Genomic DNA, 24,265 nt, shown 5'->3' on the forward strand with positions numbered 1-24,265 from the left:
TTTATTGGTCGCGAAACTCGCTAAAAAAAACAACTCATCCACATTCAATAACTTAGTAGTGATATTGCCAGTATTCAAGGTTGATAAATGGCCATTTGGTGACAATAAATAATTCTGCGTGCAGGCTCCTGTTTTTACTTACTGGTTTTAGCTGTGCTCTTTTCGGTACTGTCTTGGCGTCATGTTCATCTGTCGTTTGAAGGCACGGGTAAAGTGGGAAGAATCGGAATACCCCATCTTCGCGCCCACTTGCGTGATCGATAGATCGGACTGCTCTAGCAACTCCAAGACCTGCTCAAGAACCATCTCTTCAATCAAGGTTTTGTAGACCACCCCTTCACTTTCCAACCGACGCTGGATTGTTCTGACATGAATATTCAGAATCTCAGAAGCTAAGCTAATTGGGAGTTTCCCCATCGTGAGATAAGGTTTAATAACAAGCTTAAAAGCGCTCAAAAATGAGCTAGGTAAAGGCTTAGTGAGTTCTGATACTTGAGCAATTTTGGGTAAAACAATCGGTGCAAGCATGATGTCTTCAGGGATCTCAAAGGCAGTGACCGGCCTATGCGTATAAAACTGAGCACTGCCCATTTGTGGTAGAGATTGAAAACATTCGAGATCGCCACTTTGAATGCCAACCTCTGACGCCTTCCAACGCCCTTGCGTTAATACTGAAAGTAGCTCGTTGATGAAAATGACAGAGAACAATTCAGCGAACTTAAACCAAGGCGCGTTAGTAAATGGCTTCTCGCGAACCAACCACCACTTGCCTCCGGATTGCTTGGTATAGACATTCGCACCATTGGATACGAGCTTCAGCTGCTCACCAAATTGGTCTAGCGCGCTTTTCAATGAATCCTGCTGACTTAGCTTAGCCACAAACCTTGGTACATAGGTTTGCTTGCAAAAACTCCACATAAACAGCGAAAACTCTTCTCTCGACGCAGATTCCCCCATAATCTTGACCACGTTCTTAACCGTTGTCTCAGGGAGATAATCGTAATGGTCATTACTGGTGAGAATATCATTAGGGATTTGGGCACTGCGTAGTAAGGTGTAGATTTCACCATCAATATGTTTGAACAGTTCCGCGAACAGCTCGACTTCCTTCTTATCTACCACTGTCATTATCTGAGAGGTATCTGGCATCCTTTCCTCTTAATCTGTTCTTTCAAGCACTCAAATTATCACCTTATTTAAGATAGCAGAACAAACGATGGGTTACCTAGGCCTACTAACCGAATATCTCCGTCAAAATAACGAATAAACAAACGGTTAGTGGCCAAGCTCGTGTTTACTGACTTGGTAGATTACTGAACGGCTAAATTCGCTCTTCGTACCCAGAATGCTCGCACATGATCGTAAATCAGATTAAACACAAACGCATAGATGGTAATAAAAATCGTAACGCCGATATCCATCAAAAATGCTTGCCATAACCCCACGTTAAGTAAGTATGCCATCACAGGGATTGTCGCGATCAACAAGCCAGCCTCAAATAGCACGACATGAAAAACACGTAATTTGAGCGAACGCTTTGATTTTTCACCCGTGAAATAACGATCAAAAATACGGTTAAAACAGTAGTTCCAAATCATCGCGATAGTCGCAACAACTATCATGGTTCCTGATAAGGCATTCACATCGTGATCAGTAAATATCGCTAAACCTATAATTGACAGTGTGACGGCCAATACTTCAAACAACACCGAGTGGAAAACTCTCTCTAACGTACTCATACATTCCTATAGCAATTTATAACATGGTGGACTTACCGAAATTATGTCACCGAAAACAATAAGAGAAAGTTAACAGCCATCACGTTTAGTGATAGCTTAAGTATAAGTACCCCATTTTGTATTGAGCGAGAGATAACATGTACAGTTTTGAGCAACTAAAAGTCTTCGTCACGGTGTGTGAAAGTGGCTCTTTCTCTGCCGCCGCTCGCAAACTGAAACGAGCTCAGTCTGGGGTAAGCCAATCGATAGCCAACCTCGAAATTGCCATTGACCAAGAGCTGTTTAACCGAGAGAAAAACATCCCCGTTTTAACCAGCAAAGGTAAAGCGTTATTGCCTGTGGCTAAGTCCATTCTTGACCAGCAAAAGTACTTCGACCAAAAAGTAGAATCGCTCACACAAGAAGATGAGCACGAACTGATCATTGCGGTTGATGAAAGCATCATAGATAAGAATTTCATTAAGATAATCAGCTCACTGGCCGATCAGTTCCCAATCACGCACTTCGATATCATCACCACTTCTACCTTCGATGTTGAAGATCTAGTGAGACGTGGCAAAGCGCAGATTGGCATCATCTATGCGGATGGTGAACTTAAAGTGGATATGGACTTCTTCTTACTGGGCCAAGCGCGTTTCCTAACTGTTAGCTCTGCCACTCACGAACTGAGTCGCATGTCCGTAGTACAAGACTCGGACATCAAGCGTTATCGCCAATGTGTGCATCGCAGCTCAAAGCAGCGCGAATTGTGGTTCACCTACGGTATTAGCTCGATGCTTTGGTATGCCAACAACCACAAGACCATTGTTGATCTCGTTGAACAGAACGTAGGTTGGGCAAATGTGCCCGAAATGATGGTGATGGAAGGCATTCAAAAAGGTGATATTGTGGCGTTACCTGTCTCGCACGAGCATGGTGGTTGGATTACTCCAGTGGGTTGTTTGGTGTCTCGCAGCCACATCAATGGCCCAGTGCTCACTAGCCTTATTGAAAAGCTTAAGGGGCACTCACTGCAATACAATCAATGGCAAGCCAACTAAACTCCCCCAATTCTTGAGTTCAGCCTATTTCAGCAACGGAATCCTAAGTCAATGACGGTGGTGCTTTCTCCACCGCTACCTCATTTCTGCTTATCTTGCCGATAAATATCTTTGTCGTGTGGATAAAACACCCTAGTTGATGTCCAAAAGTGACCTAACTACACTGCGATCCCAACCGGGTGTGTCTTTTCAAACGAATGTAGACAGACCCAAATCGCTCTTTAACACCACTGACCCAACTTCAAATCTCCCAGATAAGCGCTCAGCCTTGCCGTTGCTTATATCGGTTTCAAATAGATCACTTTTTGAATATTAATTCGCACCCAGTTTATGAGCGCTCTTTGAGTGCTTTTTTATATCTAAATGAACCTTTTGGAAAATTTGTCGTGAACGTTTTAAGAAATATTTGCCCTGAGAAAATGGGTAAAGAGCGTAACAAACGAGAGTATGATTTACGCGTACTTAATTGTGTCAGTGAAAGCGAATATGAATCGCGTATGGCGGTTTGGAATAGCCTAACTTTGGCTGCGACTCCGTCTGTTTCAGAAACAAAAGGCTTCATCGATGAGGCTTTCAACAAACTTCAGCAAGACTTGAAAGAAGCCAGCCGTGAGTTATCGATTAACTACACAGACTTCATCGCAATGGCGCATGAAGAGCTCAACTATATTAAGGTGTTTGTTGCTGATAAGACCGCACAATACGGCTGGTATGCCGCGATCGTTATTATGATCATCGGTACTGTTGCTTTATGCGCTCAGTAAACCAAACTGTGTATTAAATAAATTGTCTTAAAAGCTCAAGCGATAGGCCAATTTAGCCTTTCTATTAGCCTGTTCTTTAACTAGAAAACAAATGGTTAACCTCATTTGTTTTCTAGTCTATAACCCCTTCACTCTCCCATCAGAGACAACAGATCCCGCGTCGCTTGTTTTGGGCTTTCAGCGTGACATATCGCTGACACCAAGGCCAATCCATGAATACCTGTCTGAACCAACTGCGGAATGTTCGACTCGTTGATTCCACCGATACCCACAATTGGCAACTTCGTTGTTTCCAAAGCCATTTGAATGCCTTCATAACCCCAGTGTTTCTTTAGATTCGTCTTGGTCGGTGTGTCAAAAAGCGCACTGAGCCCAATGTAATCAATCGGTAAACTATCGGCTTGTTGTAGCTGTTGTTCAGTTTCAATCGATAACCCGAGAATCTTATCCGGACCAATCAACTGACGTGCTAACTCTGCAGGCATATCCGATTGACCCAGATGCAAACCATCGGCGTCGACAGCCAATGCAACGTCCACTCGGTCATTGATGATCAGCGGAACACCGGAGCCAGCCAGAATCGACTTAACCGCTTGTGCTCGTTCAATGAAGGCTCTTACGTCCCCATGTTTTTCTCTTACTTGAACCATAGTAACGCCACCCGCGACCGCTTGTTCAACCACGAACTTAAGCGTTTCTAAATCTTGTTGGTCATCCGTTACTAAGTAGAGCTTATAAGGGTTCATTTCGTACCTTTGGAGTCGATGTCTAAAATTGGCGTTGCACCATTTTACCGACAAATCACATCATGTGCATGGAAGTTAATACTAAATTAGCTCAATGACACACGCACCATCAGATACGCAACTCGTTGAAAGTGTGCCGAAAAATCTGAATTTTTTAACTAAAGCGTTACTTATTACACAAAGAATTCACTTCAAGCATGCCCAGAACGCTGTTTTATGAAATACTCCACCGTGAAGGAATCAGGTAAATATAGGGATAGTTATGCGCCACCTTTCTATAGCGCTCAAGATCAAGCTGGGTTATGCCATCTGCTTGCTCTTTTTCGTCATTTCAGGCTTTGTGAGTTACAAAGGTATCCAAACCTTGTCGAACGGCTTTAGCCAATACAGTGAGCTCAGCCAAAAAGCGACATTATCAAGCAACATTCAAGTGCACTTTCTTCAGATGCGTTTAGCTTCTGAACGTTACTTAGAGTCATTGGATGAACAGTACGAAACGAATTATCAATCAAGCAAACTTGCGATTGATGATCTGCTCAACAACTTAATCCAATCCACCACCAAAACCGATAGCCTAGCTAGCCTGCAATTAGTGCAAGACAGCGTGGCGGCCTTTGATGTGGCTTATGGGTCAATGAAACAGAGCCAACTGCTCATTGACCAACTGGTCAACGTTGAGATGGTCAAACGAGAAACCAACGCACTGAAAGCGGCTCAGAGCTTGTTGTATGAGTCATACAATAACAATGATCCAAACGCGAGCTTATACGCGGGCATGTTGATGGAGAACTTCCTCGCAGCCAAGATCACCGTACTCAGTTACTCAAACAACAACGACCTCAAAACCTACGAAGCCGGTAAAGACATCTTTGAATATGCTCTGCCAGGTATCGAGGGCGATATTGAGTCTCTTAAATCATCTCCTTATCAAAGTGAACTGATTGAAGATTTCTCTAACCAACGTGAAGCGTACGCGAAAGGCTTTGAACAAGTTCACCAACAGATGCTGGAGAACACTCAAAGAACCGCTACCCTCGCCTCTATTGGTGACAGCTTAGCGATTTCGGTAGCTGATGCTCAGAGCATTCTAGAACAACAGAAACAAGCCTTAACACCAGAACTGCAAGCCAGCGAAAAGCGCTCGATTCAAATCATCATATTGCTGACGGGTGTGGCTTTAGTTATTGGCATGACGAGCGCCGTGTTGGTGACTCGCTCTATTACTAAAGGCATCGCACAAGTTAAACAGATCACCAACGAGCTTTCTCAGGGCAACCTGAATGTGGAAGTGAACATTGAGAGCAAAAATGAGATTGGCGAACTGCTGACTAATATGGAGATCACCATTGAATCTCTGCGCGATATTGTTGGCCAAGTGAACCGTTCTAGCGTGCGTATTGGTGAGATGTCGGAGTCACTCAATCAAGTGACCAATAACAGCTCGACCAACGCAACACAATTGAATAGCGAGATGATAAATATCTCTTCTGCCGTTGATCAATTGGCTTCCAGCACATCAGAAATTGCTGCAAGTGCTAACCACGCGTCTCAAGTTGCTAACCAAGCAACCGAGAATGTGGCGATGGGACTCAAAGAAGTAGACAAAACACTGCATGAAATTGGCAGCGCCGATGAAAGCATGCAGGTCAGCAGCCAGAAAGTGACTGACCTACACAAAGAGTCGATGAACATTGGTGCCATTCTTGAAGTAATCAAAGGCGTTTCTGAGCAGACCAACCTGTTGGCATTGAATGCGGCTATTGAAGCTGCGCGCGCAGGTGAACAAGGTCGCGGATTTGCAGTAGTAGCCGATGAAGTAAGAACGCTCGCTAAACGTACCCAAGACTCTGCTAGCCAGATTGATGAGCTCATCACCTCACTACAACGTGGCGCTAAAGATGCGTTAGAGTCTATCAAAGAGAGCCACAGCACGGTTTCAGACGCTTCAACGCAGGCGCAGCAAGCTTCTCAGAATTTACATGTGATTAATCAACACATCCAAGACCTGAACCAAGCCAACAGCCAAATCGCAGTGTCAGTTGATGAGCAGGATCGTCTCACTAAATCACTCGGTGAGAACGCGCAAGGTGCAAACACCATCGCGCAAAGTAACCAAGAATCAGTCAGCAGCATTTCAGGTGCAGCGAGCGACTTAACTGAGGTTGCTCACCACCTAGAGAGCCAAGTGAATCGATTTAGAACCTAGCCAGCCAGTCTATACACAGCTGGCACAGTTCCAAAGCAATAATAAAAAGCCCCCAGCACATAAGTGTCGGGGGCTTTTCTTTATCTAAAGAGATTTAAGTTAGGCTTGTGGTTTAGAGTTCGGTTAACCCTACTGAATCTTCAATCGTTGAATCAGAGTCTCTTCATCTAACTGGTACAACTCATCAAGCAAGTTCATTTGCAGGCTACCCGGGCCGCGTGAGTTTTCAGCTGCGATTTCACCAACCACACCTAATACCGCTGCTGCCGCCAAACCACTGTCATCACCAACAGCCGCGAAAGCACCCGTCAATGCAGTTAAAGTACACCCCATACCCGTCACATACGGCATCATTGGATGACCATTGTTTAACGTCACCACGCTGTCTTTCGTGACAACGTAATCCGTCTCACCAGAAATCACCACATTTGCGCCATATTCAGCCACTAAGCATTGCGCTGCGCCTAATGCAGCATCACTGCTATCTAGTGCATCAACGCCTTTGCTCTGTGCTTGCTCACCCGCTAACGCGATAATCTCAGACGCGTTACCACGAATGATCAACTTATCCGCTAAACGTGCGATTTCACGAGAAGTCTCGGTACGCAACGTACTTGCCCCACAACCCACAGGGTCAAGAACCACAACCTTGTTGTTCGCGTTCGCTTGCTCAACAGCAAAACACATTCTTGGCGTCCAAACACTGTCTAATGTGCCAATGTTAATCACAAGCGCGCCAGAGAATGACATCATCTCAGCCAGTTCTTGTTGTGAGTGCGCCATGATAGGCGAAGCGCCAATCGCCAATAACGCGTTGGCCGTGTTGTTCATCACTACATAGTTAGTGATGTTCACAACCAGTGGTTTTTGCTCTCGTACTGCGCGCAGCGATTGGATGATTTGTTCAGTTAGCATGGATAAATCCTTATTCGTGAAAGTCGCTTTAAGCCGCGGTTGAGTCATTAAGTGCATTCAGACCTTGCTGCCAAAAAGCCACTTCCATACGCGTTGCCGTTTTGAAGATATGAACGATGTTCTGACCGCGCTCGCTGTTGATATCAATTTCAGCAAGCAGCTGGTTGAAGTATTCCGCGCCCGTTGCCACGCCAGATTGGAACTCTTCTCCGCCGTATAGTTGCAGCCAGCTTGCGTACGAGTTGCCTTCTAATACAGTATCGCTGCTTTCTAACAACGCTTTACCGATCACAGCGTAACCAATGGAACACGGAGCCAGTGCCGCATAAAGATCGACAAGATCACCCGTCATGCCTGCATCCAGAACGTAGCGCGTGTAAGCAACTGTACCGAAATCTTCCGGTTCGTTTTCTAGGTCAGATTCGGTTAAACCCCACTGACCACAGTAAGTCACGTGGTGAGAGATTTCAGAATCTAGCAGAGCATGAACACTTGGCAGTGCACGACGCATATCAGCCAAGGTTTTCGCCTTGTAAATCGCCAACGCATAAGCGCGAGCATATTGCTTCAAGAACAGAAAATCTTGTTTCAAATAATGCAGAAAACACGGCTGAGCAAGAGTGCCGTTTGCCAGCGTTTTAACAAAAGCGTGCTCGGTGTAGTCTTGCCAATCTTGTTGACAGGCTTGGATTAAGTCTTGGTATTTCATGAGATTCCTTAGTCAAAAGTCGGTACGTAGTCAGCCGCTTTTGGTAGTGATTTGATAATGCCTTTGTCGAACATGAACTGTGCGTAATCGTCGTAACGTTTTAGATCAACCGCTGAAGGGCGAAGTGCAAAACGAGTCAGTGTGTCGTTCCATGCGCGTTGATTAAGCTCGTTGTTCAACGTATCTGGTGAATACGCAACAAACTCGCTCCATGACTCTTGTGGGTGGTTCACGATGTAAGTTGTTGCTTGCTCCAATGCTTTGTTGAACGCTTTGATCGCTTCATCATCGTGCTGCTTTGCGTTCGCAACAAAAATAAGCTCATCGTAAGCTGGCACACCGTGCTCTTCTGGGAAGAATGCTTTAGCTTTAAAGCCTTCAAGGGCTAATTGGTTGGTTTCGAAATTACGTAAGCCACCCCAGATTGCATCTACCTTGCCAGATGCCAATGAAGATGAAAGTGCCCAACCGACATTGATGGTTTGCACATCGGTAAACGCAACATTTTCTTGCGCTAACATAGTGCCAATAGTCGCTTCTTCGTTTCCTGCGATCGCAATACCGATCTTTTTGCCTTTCAGATCCGCTAATGAATCGTTCTTGCCGTTATCCAGTACCATTAGTGTGTTTAGTGGCGTCGCGATAAGGGTTGATGCACGAACTAAAGGAAGACCCGCTGCCACATCCATGGTTAAACTTGGTTGGTAAGTTACCGCTAAATCGACCTTACCTGCTGCGACAAGTTTCGCTGGCGTGTTTGGGTCTGCTGGTTCTTGGATTTCAACCTCTAAGCCTTGGTCAGCGAAGTAGCCACGCTCTTGAGCAATCACAATCGGGCCGTGGTTCGGGTTCACAAACCAATCCAACATCAATGTCAGTTTCTTTTGTTCAGAGTCCGCTAGAGCATGACCTGAAACCAATGAAGCAAGCAGTGCCACTGCACCTATCAATTTGGTATTTTTCACGGTTAACCTTTCCTTTTGAATATTATTATTGTGTTTATAGAGCTAATTTTTAACGAAGTTTTGTTTAGATAAATAGCGTTGAGCGAAGCCTTATTAAACAAAGTGTTATTGAGCAAGCCATTACTGGTTCTCCCAAGGGATAGCTTTTTTGAGTAATTTATCTGTAACGAAGTAGAGCGAGATAGACAGCACCGCCAAGATGAACAAGGCAGCAAACATCTCATCTATGATCATTCGCGCGTTGGCCTGTAGCATTAGGTAACCCAGCCCCTCACTCGAACCAACCCACTCCCCGACGACCGCGCCAATTGGGGCAATAACCACCGCCACACGAATGCCAGACGCCAGTGTTGGCAGCGCAGCAGGCAGTTGGATATAACGCAGCAATTGCCATTTCGATGCGCCCATCGTTTTGGCAAGATCGAGATAGCCTGTCGGTGTATTACGTAAGCCGTCATAACAACAAGTCGTCACAGGGAAGAAGATAATGATCGCCGCCATCACAACTTTTGAGGCGATGCCATAACCAAGCCACAGCATCAATACTGGCGCGATCGCAAATACAGGGATAGCTTGGCTGGCAATTAAGATAGGCAATAACCAACGTTTTAACGGATCAAACATCAACATCTGCAGAGCGAAAAACAGCCCCATAGACAAACCTAGTAATAGCCCAAGTAAGATCTCTTGTGCGGTCACCCAAGTGTGTTTGAGTAACACATCGTAGCGTTCAATAAGCTTGAGAAAGACTTCTGCGGGGGCCGGAAGAATGAAGCTCGGCATTTCGAAAACAACGACCACAAGTTGCCATAAGCCAAGAATCACAACACTGCTGATAAGCAAACGCATAACGGGATTCATCTGACTTGAACGTTCAGTGCTAGACTGCACGTTCGTTGACTGAGTCACAGCTTCACTTCGCATTAGATCATTCATAATCACGCTCCAACTGATCTAAGATCGCCTGTTGCAACTCGGCACACTCACCATCGAGCACTCGTGGCGTTGAGGTGTGAGGCACAGGTAAAGAGTGAGCACTCGCAGGCATGCCTTGCAACACATACAAGTTATCCGCCAGACGCACCGCTTCTTGCGGATCATGGGTGATCAACACAACGGTTTTATCTCTCAACAGTTCACACGCTAAGGTCTGTAATTTGTGTCTTGTTACTGCATCCAGTGCTGAGAAAGGCTCATCCATCAACACGACAGGTTTGTCTTGCATTAAGGTGCGAGCCAGAGCAACACGCTGGCGCATACCACCAGACAACTGATCCGGCGTAGTATCCGCGTAATCGGCCAAACCAACTGAAGCGAGTAACTCGAACGCTCGGTTCCTTTGCTCTGCGTTTTGATGCTTGTTCGTGGTGTTCTGGAAGCGATGGCTCAGGCATACATTGTCGATAACCGATAGCCATGGCAGTAACAAATCTTGCTGTGCCATGTATGCGATACGATCAGTTAGAGGCAGTTCATCAGACGTTGCCAATGTACCCTGCCACTCCACCTTGTCTTCCAACAAACCTGCCAAATAACACAATACCGTCGTTTTCCCACAACCACTGCGACCAAGTAACACTGTCCACTTGCCTGCTTTTAAGCTCAATGACAGTCCAGATAAGGTCGCGTGCTCGCTATCTCGGTAACGCAGAGTCGCATTACTGAGTTGAACGCCAATCGTATTAACGGACATTACCGTGCCCAGCGAAAAAGTGATTTACTGGGCCATGACCTTGACCGACTTTCAACTCGTCAGCATGGGCAATCGCGCGTGAAATGTATTGTTTACCCAGGTCTACAGCCTCTGGGAGCGTGTTGCCTTGAGCCAAGAAAGAAGCAATAGCAGAAGAGAGCGTGCAGCCCGTGCCATGAGTGTTTTTGGTAGGAAAACGCTTCGCGCTAATCACAGCAGATACAGTTGGTAGAATCAGTAAGTCATTGCTGTTTTCATCTTTCTCTAGATGACCACCTTTTAGCAGAACGGCTTTAGCACCTAAAGCACGCAGATCTTCAATCATGTCCTGCATTTCGGCTTCGCTTTCAGGTACCGGCTTGCCTGTTAACGCCGCGCCTTCAGGTAAGTTAGGGGTAATAATGTCGGCGAGCGGAATCAGCTCTTGTTTTAGCGTAGTGATAGCAGAGTTTTCTAGAAGAAGGTCGCCGCTTGTCGCGACCATTACAGGGTCAATTACCAAGTGTTTTGGTTGGTATTGTTTGATTTTGTCTGCAACGACTTTGATGATTTGCGAATCCGCCAACATACCAACTTTTACCGCCACGATATTCAGATCGGTGAACACCGCATCTAACTGGCTAGCAACATGCTCAAGTGGGATTGGAAAAATGGCTGATACGCCTTGGGTATTCTGAGAGGTAATCGCAGTAATCACCGAACAAGCGAAGCTACCTGTTGCAGACATGGTTTTAATATCCGCTTGAATACCTGCGCCGCCGCCACTGTCAGAACCAGCGATTGTCAATACAATCGGAGTGTTTGTTCGAATCGAACCATCAGCAGAGTGCTGCGAAACTGAGGCTTTTAGCGTTAAATCTTTTGAATTAGAACTGTGTGTCATTGTCGCTCCTACTATCTTACAAGACGTAGGAGAACGAACACCGATCGAAGGAGAAGTCGCAATAAACACATGAAAGTTTTCATGGGTGCAGACGCAGATCGAGTGCTTATAGTTCCCTACGCCAGTGTTAACTGAATCAGGTTCAACGGGTCTCGATTAACGATCTCAGCAAACACCAAATAAGGTATATGCCCCCCGACTATTGATAGCGATAGTAACAGCACTCTCACAACTGAGATACTGATTTTATTCAATTATAAGAATTACACATGAAAAAATTTCAATTAGGCAAAACAAAACAAATACTTATAACGTTCCTTTAGATGGCTTCGACTGTATAAACAAGCACAACACAATCAGAGACATACCTAACCAGCCTGTAAAAGGAATCAGCTCACCGACAACACAGACGGCAAGCACCGCTGCAACTACTGGTTCAAACAGAGTCAGCAGATTGGCGCTACTCGCGGTCACGTGGCGTAAACCAAAACTGAACGCGATATAGCCCAAGCATTGTGGGATTAACGTCAGATAACTGATGACTAATACGTTAATCTGCGAGGAAAACAGGTTCTCCCCCGTAAACCAGAGCGTTGGCAGCAACAGCATCGCACCGAGGCCAAAAATACTGCCCATCGCCGCTTGTGACTTAATCCCTTTGTCGATCAGTGCTTTGGTCGCCCAAGAATAAATGGCGTAACACAACCCAGCGAGCAAACCTAAAGCAATACCGAACAGCTTGAGATCATCACCGGATTCATTCGTCGATGAAGATTCTGAAAACACCAACAACCCAATACCCACCACACCAATCGCAAAGCTAGTGAGCCAACGTTTGTTGATATTATTCTTTTTGCTAATAAGACACTCTAACAGAGCAGAAAAGAAAGGTGCGGTAGCAATCGAAACCACTGTACCAATCGCCACGCCAGATAATTTCATTGAAGAATAGAAAGCTAAAGGATAGATCGCTAAAGCCAAAGCGCTCACCGTCAACAGCTTCTTGTTCTGCAAAAGCTTGTCGAAAGCGAATAGGATTTTTCGATACGCCAATCCCGCTTGCATTAGGCCACCGACGCCCATAGAGAAAGCACCAATCGCTAATGGGCTTAGATCAGGCGCAAAACTTGCGGCGGTGCCTGTCGTGCCCCATAAAATAGAAGCAAACAAGATGGCTAAAGTGCCCGTTTGGAATTCGTTAACGCGATTGATGGCAAGATTCATTTCTATTACCCAATTTTCAGTTCTGAAATAGATAATAGTGAAGATTGATAAAAGTTAGTTTGCCGAAAGGACGCTATTGTTGTTTCTAAAGACTGTCTTTCATTGAGCCTAGAAACGCCCTTGGAGACATGCCAAAGTGCTGAGAGAAGCGACGACTGAAAGCAGACACATCACTATAGCCCACATTTTCAGCAATCAATTGAACCGGTAAATCGGTATGAGTTAACAAGGCTTGGGCTTTCTCCATACGATAGCGAGTGATGTATTTAAGCGCACTGATACCCAGACATTCTTTGAAGCGTTTTTTGAATTGAGTGGGGCTCAAACAAGCCGTTTCTGCAAGTTGCGAAATGGATAATGGTTGTGTGTAATTATCCGCTATCAGCCTTTGTACAGCGCGGATTCTTGGGTCGATGCTCTTGCTCACTTGTTGTTGCTCTAACAGCAGTGAAAACACATCCAAGATGGATGACTCAATACCGCTATCGACCTGATATTCCAGCTGCTTCTCAACAAACAACAAGAAGCTCATCAAAGGTGGCGTTATCGTGAAAACCGAGAGCTCGTGCTCTAACAAATGCTGAGGCAACACAGCCATATCCGCGACAATAAACCGCGCTGCTTCGTCCGCTTTAAACGCATGTGCTGTGGTTACCGGAATCACCACACATTCGCCCACCGCCACTTTACCGACATACCCCACCATTTCGATATTAATACTGCCTTGGATCGGCAATACCAGTTGATGATGGTCATCATGAGCATGGGTATTAAATTGCTTGGTGTAAGATCGAATGCTTAAGCTAGATTTCATGAGCAACGCCGGAGTACATTTCGCTAGGTTAAAGTAAGAGATACAAAGTTACATTATCACTTCCCTAGAGTCACACTCAATGATCATCAAATTCATGCTAACTAAGTGACATGATCAAAAACGGCCTCTAAATGAGAGGCCGTTTTTATTCGAATGCTTAATCACGTCAAAGATTTAAAACGATACTTGGTTATCCTGACCAACCACTACCTGAACACTATTTTGAACTTCATAAATGTCAAAACCATCAGCAACCGGATCAGCATTGTCTTCATCACTGTCGTGTTGCGCGGTACAGGTATAACCCAATGAGTAAGTACCTGGATCAATAAATCCCAGAGAGAACTCATAGTTAGTCTGTGCTTCATTCATTGCCACTGATGCTGAAGTAATCGGCTTCACCTCATCGGAACCGCCAATAGGCGCCATGTCAGCTTTGTCGACATTACCTTCATACAAGTACACCGACTGAACATAAGTATTATCATTTGTAGGGTTACAAGCTTCAAAAGTGGTACTCGAAACAGTACCTTCAATGTTTCCTGTCTCAACCGTATTGATAAGGCTTACAGACGTTCTTTGAATAGTGTAATCAGGGAAAGTCGAACTGTTCTTTAGGCCACGTCGAAGATCGAACTCGACAACAAAATCGTTACTCTGTTGGTTCACATTAAATGAATCATTAAAGTAAAGCACGCCAGCGTTATCTTCTTTACCAACACCTTGCGGGCACGCGCCATTACCTTTCACCGTTAACTCACGAATCGAGTCATCGTTTTCTACAACATAAGATGGATGTGTCGGGTGATCGCCATCATTCGCAAACACACATAGTTTATAGCTACCTACTGGAACTACCTCGTTTTCAATCAAAGGAAGTGCATCGCTTCCTTGGTAATCCAATAAATTGACACTTAATGGAATAGGATCTTCACCGTCTGGCAACGGGTCGCCATTTTCATCAACGTAATCACCGTTTTCGTCCGTTTTATACACGTCATACACTAGCGTTGTACCTCCCTGAATCGGAAGTAAAGCTACCTTGCTGAATGTCACCGTCACATCTTTAACATCATCGACGGGCGCATCACTCACACTCAAGGTAATGGGTGTCGTACTGCTTGATGATCCTGAGTCTCCGCCACAACCAACAAGCCCGGCCAACACAAGGCTAGCTAAAGCCGTTTCCTTTAAATATTTCATAACTCATTTCCTATAAAATCACTGCTCAATAAAGGGCTTATTTGAGTGCCCTCTTATTCTTTTTCTTGTTGTGACCCATAAATAAACAGCGCTATTGTTTGATGATCCCTACTATTCAGGGCATTCCTCATCCAAAAAACACTGTTCATCAAGGTGCACATATCAAGTCGCACATAGGTTAATTAAGTCTAGTAAGTAAATTGTCAGTAGCAACGCATGTTTGGCAAAAGTGCTGTCAATTGTGTTGAAATAGTCGTTGAGTAGAAAATGGGAAGCAGGGATTGAAAGCAACTTGATCAAAGTGAATAATCGCCACCAAGATCAAAAAAGGCCGTTAAGACAGCCTGTTGCTGAACTTAAACGACCTTTTCATTGAATTTTGATTAAGCTAATTCGATCTTAGCTCATTCAAATTCGCTTATTTTTGAAGTTGTTCTTTAGCCGCTTCAACCTTAGAGAAATCTAGGCCAAGCTCTTCAACGGCTTCTTTGATTAGCGCAGGGTTTTGCATTACCTGGCCCATCAGCATTTGAAGTTTATCTTGTGGTAAGCCAAGTTGGCTGATCGTCGCCATTGCTGCAAGAGGGTTCTCGGTCAACGTCTTGAATAGCTCGCTGATCTGCTCGTCGCTAATATTGTTCTCTTTCAACATTGCTAAAATCGGGTTCATTTTTTTACCTTTGAAACACTAAATTAAGTAGGAGCACAGCATACCATCTAGCTGTGCTCGATTGTACTAGCAAGTGAAGCTTTGGTTTAACACGAACGGTACTTTTCCCAAACGCAAATAATGCTTGGGCTTAGCGAGACTCTAATGGGTAAGAGCGGTAGCTCCACATACCATACGTTCTCAGTGCGTCACGGTAGATGCCTAGAAGCTCACCACTGCTCGCTTTCTTAAGATCTTCTAGCGGCTTGTCTGGGTAAGAAACCGTATCGAAGGTAATGCCCTGAGGGCCGGTTTGCCAGCTAGCGATTTCAAACAGAGTTTGACCACGACGAACATGGCTTGCCGAGCTAATAATGGTCGCGTGCTTAATATCATGGCGAGCAAGTGCGTAGCTACTGAATAAGGCATTGCCTACCGTGCTGGTCGCGTAATTCTCTTCGATGATGCGATCTTTGCTTACCCCTTTCTCGATAAGCCAATCCGCCATTAACTTACCTTCAGTCTTGTGGTTCTTGGGCACGCCACCCGTTAACACGATCATCGCATCTGAGTTCGCCTTAGCCATCGCCAATGTTGTCTCAAGACGCTCAATCAAAATTTGATGCATAGAGCCGTCTGGATTAAGCGCATAGCCCAAAGTGACAATCGCGCCATGATGATCAAGCAAACCTTTCTCCGCCGACTCTTTCAACGGTGTTTCTAACACGCGGTCGACCGTTGCAAAAATACGTTTGATGTCTTCTGCTTTGCCCTTGTTCAGGCTTTCCAGTTTCTCCATGTGCTTGTTGGATTCACTGTCATTGCCTTCAAATCTTTGCCAAACCGCAAGATACGCATGCAAGTCGACATCGTCTGGCGCAACCGTCAATGCTTGCTCAAACAACTCAATTGCTCGCTCTGCATTCTTGTTGTAGATCTGAGCGTTCGCTGCCGAGATCAACAAGTCAGTACGGTAAGGTTCTAACTGGTAAGATTCTAACAATCGGTTGGTCACAATTTCCATGTTGCTTGGCATTTTAGCCGTGAAGCCCGCGTGAGAAATTCTTGCTGGAGACTTAAACGCCTGCAACGCATCAAGAAGTAATTGGTCGACAACTTGTCGCTTAGTCACCAACTGCGCGTAATCTGCAGAAGCCTGCACTGCGCCATCGTTAGCAGCAAAAGAGTAAGGTGTTGCGCCAAAAGCCAGCATGCCACCAAGAGCGAGGGCGATAATGTTCTTTTTCATGAAAAGATCCTGTGTCGTTAAGTGTTCACATCAGATTTGCTCACCAATGTAAGTCCCTAAGATTAAAAAACCGTGAAGCACACCTTAATCTCTAACGTTTATATTCATTTGTTGCATAAGGTATGGCAGCAGATCACGATTTTGAACTTACCAATAAGCCTGTGCATCCAGATAATTCTGGTTTGAACCAGTGCTCAACGTTTTTGTTGGAATATCTGACTGCGGATTTCATACGCCCTATCCCGCCAAAAACCACCCATCACAAATCCGAACTCCGCATAAAGCAACGAATCAAAAAAACCACTTTAAGCTCATTTGTTCAACAACTTAAAATCCAACACACTGAATCGCGCGATTTTACCCCTCGCTCAAATAACGAGGTCTTCAACACATAGAGTTGGAATGCGAGTCAGAAGATCTTCAAATAATTCAAAATCAACCATTGAACGATCGTTCAAGTGGTGCTTTAATAAATGACCAATACAAGGAGTTACCCCATGCTTAAGTTCTATTTTCACCAAACACCAAACCCAATGAAGATCGCTCTGTTTTTGGAAGAGACAGGCCTAGATTTTGAACTCGTTCCTGTTGATACCTTAAAGGGCGAGCAACACACACCGGAATATCGTTTGATTAACCCGAACGGGAAAACACCTGCGATTGAAGACGAAGGACAACGCGTGTTCGATTCTAACGCCATCCTTCTGTACCTATCAGAGAAGACTGGCGAGCTTGGGGGACAACCAGAAGACAGAGCTGAACTACTCTCTTGGATGATGTTTATCGCGAGCGGTCTTGGTCCTTATTCAGGTCAATCGGTACACTTCCGCCATGCTGCACCAGCAGGCTTAGACTACGCTGTGAACCGATACCTACGTGAAGCACAACGTCACTACGAAGTGTTAGAGAAGCATATGGAAGGTCGTGAGTTTATCGTCGGAAATGAGTACACGATTGTCGATGTCGCTGCATGGGGCTGGATTGATAAAGCACCTGTCGTGCTTGGTGAAGAAGGCTTAGAACCTTACCCGAACTTGAAGCGCTGGTTTAACGCCATCAACACTCGCCCTGCCGCACTGCGTGCCCGCGAGATTGGTAAAGACATTGAGTTTAAAACCGAACGTGATGAAGAAGCGAAGCGAGCGCTGTTTCCTTCGAATTTCCCAATCAACGAATAATTCAGCATGAAGTAAACGATGTGGAGCGAAAGCTCATTACTGGGCGAGCTATCTAAAAATCAATAGTATTGTTTCTATTAACTGATACCACACTAGTTAAAATATCAATACTATTGATATAGCTATTGTAAGAACCCTTACCGACATCCGATGGTGTCTCTGTCGGTCGTGCCGGGGAAAAGTCCTGAATCAGTTACTCTGGATCGCAGCGAATTTGTAAAGCATATGTTAGGCATGAATTAAACTTCGACTACAAAGCATAAACTTATTTTCAAGATACCAAATGAAAAAACAATCATGTGACAATCAACTAAAGAGACGATAAATGAGTTTTACAAAGACTAATAGCATTTGAAAGTAATATTAATTTTTGAATGCTAATTCAAATAATTAGGCGTTCTGATAGTTTTGCTTTTTTCGTTGATATTCTAGGCAACAAAATGAGATCAGGCTGCCTTAGTACTTTACTTGTTACAATATCTGGTACGTGCTATCTATAGGTTTTTCAGGACTTGAGAATCAGTTTGGTATGGTATGGGCAGGAGTTGCGTTAATCGTCTTAATCGTGTTTAATTTGACGCTACCACTCTCTTTAGGCGCTTACTTTTATACTACAAGTATATTAGGTTGGCACTGGTTTGAGGCATCATTATTCACGTTAGTACTAATAACCATCATAGTTCCTGCGATCATTAAATCTGTTAGTCACATTCTAAATCCAGCGTCTTCTGAAAATTAGACAGATTATTAGCGCGCAGGTTTAATGACATTGATTTTATCAATTTCACGTAAAAAAAGAGCCACTTTAAAGTGGCTCAATTCTTAGAATTTTAAACAAGTGTTTTAAACGTTACTCTTTACCGAATACGTTGTTCTCTTGCTCTTGTACACGGATGAAAGTTGTACGCTTAGTTAGCTCTTTAAGCTTTGCTGCGCCTACGTATGTACAAGTTGAACGTACACCACCAAGGATGTCGGAAATTGTGTTGTGAACAGAGCCACGGAACGGAAGTAAAACAGTTTTGCCTTCTGCAGCACGGTACTTAGCAACACCACCTGAGTGCTTGTCCATAGCCGACTGTGAAGACATTCCATAGAACTTCATGAATTGCTTACCGTCTTGCTCTACAACTTCGCCGCCTGACTCAGAGTGACCTGCTAGCATGCCGCCTAGCATTACGAAGTCAGCACCGCCGCCGAACGCTTTAGATACGTCACCCGCACATGAACAGCCACCGTCACCGATGATCATGCCGCCAAGGCCGTGTGCTGCGTCGCCACACTCGATGATTGCAGAAAGTTGAGGGTAACCTACGCCTGTTTTAACACGTGTAGTACAAACAGAACCAGGGCCGATACCAACCTTAACGATGTCTGCGCCAGCTAGGATTAGCTCTTCAACCATGTCACCCGTTACAACGTTACCAGCAGAGATAACTTTAGTCGGGAATTCAGCACGTACTTTTTGTACATACTCAACTAGGTGCTCTGAGTAGCCGTTAGCGATATCAATACAGATAAATACGAATTCGTCGCTAAGCGCCATGATTTGCTTAGTTTTCTCAAACTCAGCTTCAGAAGTACCTGTTGAAACAAATACGTTGTTCAGCGTTTTCTTGTCTGCTGTTTTTGCGAACTCAGCCCACTGCTCTACTGTGTAGTGCTTGTGTACTGCAGTCATAACACCGTGCTCTGCTAGAGCAGCTGCCATTTCAAAGCTTGCTACCGAATCCATGTTCGCTGCAATTACTGGAGTACCAGACCATTGACGACCGCTATGCTTGAATGTAAAATCGCGGGTTAATTCAACTTGAGAACGGCTTTTAAGGGTAGAACGCTTCGGACGGAAGAGTACATCTTTGAAACCTAACTTAAGTTCTTGTTCGATACGCATGATAATTTGTCCTGTAATCATATTACGTGTCGTGCGTTTTCGGTAAGCGTTGGCAGACGCTTTACTGAGTTTCGGACACAAAAAAACCGGAGCGTTGGCAGACGCTCCGGTTTTCAGCATTATAGGCTGTGATTTACTAACAGCAAGTCTGATATTTCATTTTTTTTTGTGCTATCCTCTCAAAGATTCCATATCTGGTAAAAGCTTCCCGCCCGTCATTTCCTACTAAATTCATAGTAATTAATAACTTAACAACATATTCACGCAAACGCTGTCGGTTTATTGCGCAAACGTTTCCCTTGCAAATTCGGCGAAAAAATCTTCGATAAGGCAAATTTGTGAAAAAAGTGCCCTTTAATCACATAAAAATCACACTTTTCTTGAATCAAAAAATGCGTTTTTTCTTAAATAATTTCATTTTTTTCTGACTTTTTCGCTTCGAGTGCCGATCTCAGCCCTCTTTCATTAGCCCTGAAATTTATAAAGTACAAAGGCAAGATCGATTAGCACGTTCGAAACTTGGATGAGCGGGGTAAAGTCCACAAAATATGGCAGGTTAGATGCGCTTATTTATGAGAACCCAGCGGATACAAGCCGCTGTTGATAGAGCCTAACAACAACTCGACTAAAGTTAACGAACACGGAACGCCTTTCTTTAGTTCGAACTCATTACTACAGGATCAGATACAAAAATGGCCAAGGGGATTAACCTTGGCCATTTTTATTTGGTTTTCAGAGTGCTCTTATAAGGCGATTCAATTTTCACCTTAAGGTACGTCAAGCCTTTTTCTGAGACATCAGAGCTTCAGCAGTCGCATCTTGAATCGACAAGAACAAGGATGTCACTTGCCCAGTTGGAGAACGCATCGGGTTAAGCGTGACGTTCTGATACATAAAGTCGGCTTGCTGAGTTACTGGCCTCACGTTGCGGCACTTAAACAGATAAGGCCTTTGTTGCCACGTTATGAAGCTACGGCAGCCTAGGTCATAAACCGGTTTTGTTTTAAGCCTAAACCACTCTTCAGGAATTTCAGGGAATAACTCAAAGATCGACTTACCGATCGCATCATGCGATTGCTTACCGCTATGGTGCGTCATGAAGCCATTCCAAACTTGTACCTGAAAGTCACGGTTAATGACCACCAGCCCCATATCGACGTTTTGAACCATGTCTACCATCCAGTGGAACTGTTCAAATTCAGCAGGAAGATTCAGCATATTAAAACTCCTCCATTAGGTAGGCCAATTTGTTGTCTAGAAGAGGCAGAGACTCATCAACGAACATAAATAGAAGATCACAACGGATGGACGTGCCGTCTATGTTGTAGCTGACTTCGAACGTCATGGTCTTTTTAAATGAGCCGCTGGTATTTTCAATCACCGAATCAATCGAGATGTGTTGACCTAGCAGCACAGGAGAGCTCTGGAAGAAACGAACTTCTGATTGCTCCCCTAACCCATTCAAGAAAGAGCCGACTAAGATGTTCGATACATCCATCAACAACTCTAATTCTTCTAGCTGCTCGCTTTCTGTTGGCACCTTCATGAGCTTCTTAAGATCGCTCACACTGGAATCACTCAACAAAACTAGCGCTTCACCTGCAATGCCTTCTCCACTAAAGCCTTGGCAAACACCCGACACTTGGTCGTTATCCGCTAGGTCACGAAGTGCCATGTGCAATTCACTCACTTCGAAGATGTTAACGTTCGGCAGCGGTAGGTGAACAAACACATTAAAGTGACGAGCCAGTGCATCAGCGGCACGGCCTATCGCTACGTTCGCGACTTCCATATAGATATCGCGTCTGCGAAGTATTGGCAGTTCTAAAGCGGTTGGGGTAATGATTTGAGGTTGTTTTGGCGGCTCGACATGCTCACGTAAAATGGCTTTTAGCGCTTCTTTATCGATCGGCTTTTGCAAAAATGCTTTGGCGCCAAGATCCAGCACCTTCTGTTGTGCTTTTGGTTGTATGTCACCAGAAACAACGACAACTGGCGTGGTATCGCCTAAACGTTGCATCTCTTCCAATGTGCCATAGCCGTCTAATTCCGGCATGGTTAGGTCGAGGAACATCAATTTGAATTGGTTTTTAGCGAGCTCTTCAAGTGCATTAAGCCCATGAACAGCAAAAGTTATATCTGCATTTAGAGAACTAGGCAGTGACCGAGCCATCTGCTTCCTTGCTAACGCAGAATCATCACATATAAGAACTGGGAACGACATAAATGCACCACTGACAAATTAAAGCTAATTCGACCGAGTGTAACAGAACATTATGGTATCAGGTACGGGGTGAATGGATTTATGTGCAAATTATTAGTAAGAATGATGAAACAGGTGGGTAAGCTATTATTTCGCATTATTCTTCATGAAAAACAATATGCTACAAAGGTAATAGCCAATCCTTGCTGTTGAGTAATAGCACTATTATATTTAACAGCAGCCTTAACAAGCGGGTTTATTAAGGCTCGACTGACTCATTCATTGAACGGCTTTATGTAGCCATGATAGAGAGCTATCCAACAAAGCTAATGCAAGAGAACTAGAACTGATATGAAGGCCATAAAATCAGTAATGCGAAACGTATGATCACAGCAAATACCAACAACGCGATCCCCAGGCGATACCATTTGTATTCGGCGATGTTCATTGGGATACGCTTGTAGAACATCGTAATCACGCCTTTCCAATCGCTACTGCGTCTTCCGTACTGCATCATGCTCGTCAAAACAAACAGTGCGCCAAGCACTAACATTCCTTTTTCAGCCCAGAACAATCCAACTTCCATTTGTGTATTCCTTGATAAAACGGTGAGCAACTCAAATCATTCTAGTCACCTTTTAGCTCGGTTTCTGTAAGACCAAGGTCTAAATTACGAAGTACGCAATTTAGGGCTTATAGGTCATTGTTGCTAATTGATAGTTCTCGGTCAGCAATACAACGTTTATCGTTCAAGGTTCCATGGTAAAGGCGAGCATCACAAGCAAATCACGTATAAGCATGATTCGACAAATCTGGAGATTGGTTGTTCTTTTGAATGACACGCATCAATTGGATAAGCAGCAGAATACCTGTCACGCCTAAGCCAACACCGATTCCGCCCCAAATCCCTGCCAATTCGAACTTAGGCATCAAATACCAAGCCGCAGGCAAGCCAAATACCCAGTAACCGATGGCAGTCATCACGGTTGGCATAGAGACAATCTTCATGCCTCTTAGCAGGTTAATCGCCAGTAGCTGCCAAGCATCAACAATAAAGCACAAAGCAACGACCCAAATCACAGAAGCCAGTAGTGAAGTCATTGCACCCGTGCCATCGTCTAACTTGAAGATAGAAGCGATCATCTCAGGCCATATAATGAACACGGCCGACAACGCCACACTCAACACCGACACCAATATAAAGCTTTGAATCGAGGTTCTTTTGATGCCTTCGTAGTTGCCCGCGCCATAATCACGGCCTACTAAAATTGCGGCAGCTTGCGAGAAACCGAAGTTGAAGTTCCAAGTAAAGCTTAAACATTGCAGCAAGATTTGGTGCAAGGCTAACGAAGCAATACCGATCGTGCCCGCCATCAAGGTGCCACCGTAAATCAAGCCATGCTCAAGTAAAGCAGCCAAGCCGATAGGTAGACCCATCAACAACAATGGGCTCATCAACTTGATTGAATACTCTTCTGTATTTAGCCAAGGGGCGAACTGCTTAAACTCGTCACGCTTAAATACCCAAACCGTATATCCAACCATCACGATAAATGCCGCGATAGCCGTACCAAGCCCTAAACCTGTTAAGCCCATGTCTAATTGGAAGGTGAGAAAGTAGCTCACTGGCACATTCAGAATTACGGTGATAATCGACATCACAAGAATGGAGCGCACGTTGCCAAACGCACTGGTTAAGCCACGAAGTACCAACAAGATAAGCGAAGGCAACATTACCCACTTCAAAGCATGGACATATTCCATGGCTAAAGTGATCACTTCTGGTGGCTGTTTGGCTGCTTCTAATACCAACGGAGCAAACCAGAAGCTGGCCATTAAGGTCACGCTGAGCACGAATGCCAACATGGTTGCACCTTTCACCGCCAATCTAATTTGAGTATTACCAAACTCAGGGCGAGCTACGCGCTGACCATAAGCAATCGCAATCAAGTTCGCGACACAACCCACGGTGCTGCTCGCAATAATGAAGATGAAAAAGTAGATTGAGGCACCTAAGCCACCAGCCGCAAGGGCTGACACACTGATACGCGACATCATCCAAACATCAGTAAGGACTAAAGCCATAGAGATCAGCTGTGAAATGATCAAAGGGAATGCAAGAGTGAGTATTTTTTTCATGATCGCCTCAGTTAATTTCGCCCAAAATACGATCGATGAGGCTGGCGTTCAA

23 protein-coding genes and 1 riboswitch are annotated in these 24,265 nt (G+C 44.6%); of the genes, 4 read left to right on the forward strand and 19 right to left on the reverse strand.

The genetic code is table 11. The features are described from left to right. Nucleotides 1-147: 147 nt before the first annotated feature. Nucleotides 148-1,128 carry a helix-turn-helix domain-containing protein gene (locus tag AB4351_RS18940; RefSeq protein ID WP_372126882.1) on the reverse strand — a complete coding sequence of 327 codons (981 nt, stop codon included), beginning with the start codon at nt 1,126-1,128 and terminating at the stop codon, nt 148-150. A gap of 182 nt (nt 1,129-1,310) precedes the next feature. Then, nucleotides 1,311-1,739: a PACE efflux transporter gene (locus AB4351_RS18945; RefSeq protein WP_372126856.1), complete on the reverse strand. Its 429-nt coding sequence runs from the start codon at nt 1,737-1,739 to the stop codon at nt 1,311-1,313. Nucleotides 1,740-1,876: 137 nt separating this feature from the next. Here AB4351_RS18945 and AB4351_RS18950 point away from each other — a divergent pair, with 137 nt between their 5' ends. Next, nucleotides 1,877-2,779: a LysR family transcriptional regulator gene (locus AB4351_RS18950; RefSeq protein ID WP_372126858.1), complete on the forward strand. Its 903-nt coding sequence runs from the start codon at nt 1,877-1,879 to the stop codon at nt 2,777-2,779. A 419-nt stretch (nt 2,780-3,198) separates the two neighbouring features. Beyond that, nucleotides 3,199-3,543, forward strand: a complete 345-nt coding sequence (locus tag AB4351_RS18955; protein ID WP_108166466.1) for a thiamine-phosphate diphosphorylase — start codon at nt 3,199-3,201, stop codon at nt 3,541-3,543. Nucleotides 3,544-3,671: 128 nt separating this feature from the next. On the opposite strand, the gene thiE is transcribed toward AB4351_RS18955, so the two are convergent. Next, a complete protein-coding gene (gene thiE / locus AB4351_RS18960; RefSeq protein ID WP_372126860.1) occupies nt 3,672-4,289 on the reverse strand; it encodes a thiamine phosphate synthase in 618 nt (205 codons plus the stop codon). Between the two features lie 262 nt (nt 4,290-4,551). Between thiE and AB4351_RS18965 the strand changes: the two genes are divergently transcribed. Further along, nucleotides 4,552-6,495, forward strand: coding sequence for a methyl-accepting chemotaxis protein (locus AB4351_RS18965; protein WP_102320336.1), 1,944 nt, complete (start codon nt 4,552-4,554; stop codon nt 6,493-6,495). Between the two features lie 129 nt (nt 6,496-6,624). Here the strand turns inward: AB4351_RS18965 and thiM are convergent, their stop codons facing one another. The 11 genes from thiM to AB4351_RS19020 form a co-directional block, all read right to left on the reverse strand. Beyond that, on the reverse strand, nt 6,625-7,410 hold the full coding sequence (gene thiM / locus AB4351_RS18970; protein WP_102497306.1) for a hydroxyethylthiazole kinase: 786 nt from the start codon (nt 7,408-7,410) through the stop codon (nt 6,625-6,627). Between the two features lie 28 nt (nt 7,411-7,438). Further along, on the reverse strand, nt 7,439-8,119 hold the full coding sequence (gene tenA, locus AB4351_RS18975) for a thiaminase II (protein WP_372126863.1): 681 nt from the start codon (nt 8,117-8,119) through the stop codon (nt 7,439-7,441). A gap of 8 nt (nt 8,120-8,127) precedes the next feature. Further along, the gene (locus AB4351_RS18980) at nt 8,128-9,084 is read right to left on the reverse strand and encodes an ABC transporter substrate-binding protein (RefSeq protein WP_372126865.1); all 957 of its coding nucleotides are present in this window, start codon (nt 9,082-9,084) and stop codon (nt 8,128-8,130) included. Between the two features lie 120 nt (nt 9,085-9,204). After that, nucleotides 9,205-10,020 (reverse strand): ABC transporter permease, encoded by an 816-nt coding sequence (locus tag AB4351_RS18985; protein WP_372126867.1) that lies wholly within the window; start codon nt 10,018-10,020, stop codon nt 9,205-9,207. Continuing rightward, nucleotides 10,013-10,777, reverse strand: a complete 765-nt coding sequence (locus tag AB4351_RS18990) for an ABC transporter ATP-binding protein (protein ID WP_372126869.1) — start codon at nt 10,775-10,777, stop codon at nt 10,013-10,015. Before AB4351_RS18990 ends, AB4351_RS18985 begins: the two co-directional genes overlap by 8 nt. Further along, nucleotides 10,767-11,660, reverse strand: coding sequence for a bifunctional hydroxymethylpyrimidine kinase/phosphomethylpyrimidine kinase (gene thiD / locus AB4351_RS18995; RefSeq protein ID WP_372126871.1), 894 nt, complete (start codon nt 11,658-11,660; stop codon nt 10,767-10,769). Before thiD ends, AB4351_RS18990 begins: the two co-directional genes overlap by 11 nt. A 96-nt stretch (nt 11,661-11,756) precedes the next feature. Continuing rightward, a riboswitch (TPP riboswitch) is annotated at nt 11,757-11,868 on the reverse strand. A 98-nt stretch (nt 11,869-11,966) separates the two neighbouring features. Then, nucleotides 11,967-12,884 carry a DMT family transporter gene (locus AB4351_RS19000; RefSeq protein ID WP_102394458.1) on the reverse strand — a complete coding sequence of 306 codons (918 nt, stop codon included), beginning with the start codon at nt 12,882-12,884 and terminating at the stop codon, nt 11,967-11,969. 85 nt (nt 12,885-12,969) lie between these two features. Continuing rightward, nucleotides 12,970-13,698, reverse strand: a complete 729-nt coding sequence (locus AB4351_RS19005) for an AraC family transcriptional regulator (RefSeq protein ID WP_016793022.1) — start codon at nt 13,696-13,698, stop codon at nt 12,970-12,972. 174 nt (nt 13,699-13,872) lie between these two features. After that, complete coding sequence (locus AB4351_RS19010; RefSeq protein ID WP_136974469.1) at nt 13,873-14,901, reverse strand: DUF4382 domain-containing protein; 1,029 nt, start codon at nt 14,899-14,901, stop codon at nt 13,873-13,875. 418 nt (nt 14,902-15,319) lie between these two features. Then, nucleotides 15,320-15,571, reverse strand: a complete 252-nt coding sequence (locus AB4351_RS19015) for a DUF2999 family protein (protein ID WP_004731647.1) — start codon at nt 15,569-15,571, stop codon at nt 15,320-15,322. Between the two features lie 130 nt (nt 15,572-15,701). Continuing rightward, entirely contained in the window at nt 15,702-16,799 is a 1,098-nt protein-coding gene (locus AB4351_RS19020) for an ElyC/SanA/YdcF family protein (protein ID WP_372126873.1), read from the reverse strand. A 497-nt stretch (nt 16,800-17,296) separates the two neighbouring features. On the opposite strand from AB4351_RS19020, the gene AB4351_RS19025 reads away from it, so the two are divergent. Then, nucleotides 17,297-17,977 (forward strand): glutathione S-transferase family protein, encoded by a 681-nt coding sequence (locus AB4351_RS19025; protein WP_372126875.1) that lies wholly within the window; start codon nt 17,297-17,299, stop codon nt 17,975-17,977. An 850-nt stretch (nt 17,978-18,827) separates the two neighbouring features. Here AB4351_RS19025 and AB4351_RS19030 read toward each other — a convergent pair. The 5 genes from AB4351_RS19030 to AB4351_RS19050 all read right to left on the reverse strand — a co-directional run bounded on the left by AB4351_RS19030 (nt 18,828) and on the right by AB4351_RS19050 (nt 24,213). Further along, on the reverse strand, nt 18,828-19,871 hold the full coding sequence (locus AB4351_RS19030) for a GMP reductase (RefSeq protein ID WP_017062429.1): 1,044 nt from the start codon (nt 19,869-19,871) through the stop codon (nt 18,828-18,830). A 777-nt stretch (nt 19,872-20,648) separates the two neighbouring features. Continuing rightward, on the reverse strand, nt 20,649-21,089 hold the full coding sequence (locus tag AB4351_RS19035) for a PAS domain-containing protein (RefSeq protein ID WP_017062430.1): 441 nt from the start codon (nt 21,087-21,089) through the stop codon (nt 20,649-20,651). Between the two features lies 1 nt (nt 21,090). Then, the gene (locus tag AB4351_RS19040; RefSeq protein WP_029236531.1) at nt 21,091-22,095 is read right to left on the reverse strand and encodes a response regulator; all 1,005 of its coding nucleotides are present in this window, start codon (nt 22,093-22,095) and stop codon (nt 21,091-21,093) included. 319 nt (nt 22,096-22,414) lie between these two features. Then, a complete protein-coding gene (locus tag AB4351_RS19045; protein WP_010430578.1) occupies nt 22,415-22,660 on the reverse strand; it encodes a hypothetical protein in 246 nt (81 codons plus the stop codon). A gap of 200 nt (nt 22,661-22,860) precedes the next feature. Continuing rightward, complete coding sequence (locus AB4351_RS19050) at nt 22,861-24,213, reverse strand: MATE family efflux transporter (protein WP_372055987.1); 1,353 nt, start codon at nt 24,211-24,213, stop codon at nt 22,861-22,863. Nucleotides 24,214-24,265: the final 52 nt, after the last annotated feature.

Source organism: Vibrio sp. 10N.261.51.F11 (assembly GCF_041471665.1).
Classification (GTDB): Bacteria; Pseudomonadota; Gammaproteobacteria; order Enterobacterales; family Vibrionaceae; genus Vibrio; species Vibrio crassostreae_C.

Bases quoted from the DNA above. Each gene is read 5' to 3' on its own strand.
- AB4351_RS18940 (WP_372126882.1), bottom strand. From the start codon at position 1,128: ATGACAGTGGTAGATAAGAAGGAAGTCGAGCTGTTCGCGGAACTGTTC.
- AB4351_RS18945 (WP_372126856.1), bottom strand. From the start codon at position 1,739: ATGAGTACGTTAGAGAGAGTTTTCCACTCGGTGTTGTTTGAAGTATTG.
- AB4351_RS18950 (WP_372126858.1), top strand. From the start codon at position 1,877: ATGTACAGTTTTGAGCAACTAAAAGTCTTCGTCACGGTGTGTGAAAGT.
- AB4351_RS18955 (WP_108166466.1), top strand. From the start codon at position 3,199: ATGGGTAAAGAGCGTAACAAACGAGAGTATGATTTACGCGTACTTAAT.
- thiE (WP_372126860.1), bottom strand. From the start codon at position 4,289: ATGAACCCTTATAAGCTCTACTTAGTAACGGATGACCAACAAGATTTA.
- AB4351_RS18965 (WP_102320336.1), top strand. From the start codon at position 4,552: ATGCGCCACCTTTCTATAGCGCTCAAGATCAAGCTGGGTTATGCCATC.
- thiM (WP_102497306.1), bottom strand. From the start codon at position 7,410: ATGCTAACTGAACAAATCATCCAATCGCTGCGCGCAGTACGAGAGCAA.
- tenA (WP_372126863.1), bottom strand. From the start codon at position 8,119: ATGAAATACCAAGACTTAATCCAAGCCTGTCAACAAGATTGGCAAGAC.
- AB4351_RS18985 (WP_372126867.1), bottom strand. From the start codon at position 10,020: ATGAATGATCTAATGCGAAGTGAAGCTGTGACTCAGTCAACGAACGTG.
- AB4351_RS18990 (WP_372126869.1), bottom strand. From the start codon at position 10,777: ATGTCCGTTAATACGATTGGCGTTCAACTCAGTAATGCGACTCTGCGT.
- thiD (WP_372126871.1), bottom strand. From the start codon at position 11,660: ATGACACACAGTTCTAATTCAAAAGATTTAACGCTAAAAGCCTCAGTT.
- AB4351_RS19000 (WP_102394458.1), bottom strand. From the start codon at position 12,884: ATGAATCTTGCCATCAATCGCGTTAACGAATTCCAAACGGGCACTTTA.
- AB4351_RS19005 (WP_016793022.1), bottom strand. From the start codon at position 13,698: ATGAAATCTAGCTTAAGCATTCGATCTTACACCAAGCAATTTAATACC.
- AB4351_RS19010 (WP_136974469.1), bottom strand. From the start codon at position 14,901: ATGAAATATTTAAAGGAAACGGCTTTAGCTAGCCTTGTGTTGGCCGGG.
- AB4351_RS19015 (WP_004731647.1), bottom strand. From the start codon at position 15,571: ATGAACCCGATTTTAGCAATGTTGAAAGAGAACAATATTAGCGACGAG.
- AB4351_RS19020 (WP_372126873.1), bottom strand. From the start codon at position 16,799: ATGAAAAAGAACATTATCGCCCTCGCTCTTGGTGGCATGCTGGCTTTT.
- AB4351_RS19025 (WP_372126875.1), top strand. From the start codon at position 17,297: ATGCTTAAGTTCTATTTTCACCAAACACCAAACCCAATGAAGATCGCT.
- AB4351_RS19030 (WP_017062429.1), bottom strand. From the start codon at position 19,871: ATGCGTATCGAACAAGAACTTAAGTTAGGTTTCAAAGATGTACTCTTC.
- AB4351_RS19035 (WP_017062430.1), bottom strand. From the start codon at position 21,089: ATGCTGAATCTTCCTGCTGAATTTGAACAGTTCCACTGGATGGTAGAC.
- AB4351_RS19040 (WP_029236531.1), bottom strand. From the start codon at position 22,095: ATGTCGTTCCCAGTTCTTATATGTGATGATTCTGCGTTAGCAAGGAAG.
- AB4351_RS19045 (WP_010430578.1), bottom strand. From the start codon at position 22,660: ATGGAAGTTGGATTGTTCTGGGCTGAAAAAGGAATGTTAGTGCTTGGC.
- AB4351_RS19050 (WP_372055987.1), bottom strand. From the start codon at position 24,213: ATGAAAAAAATACTCACTCTTGCATTCCCTTTGATCATTTCACAGCTG.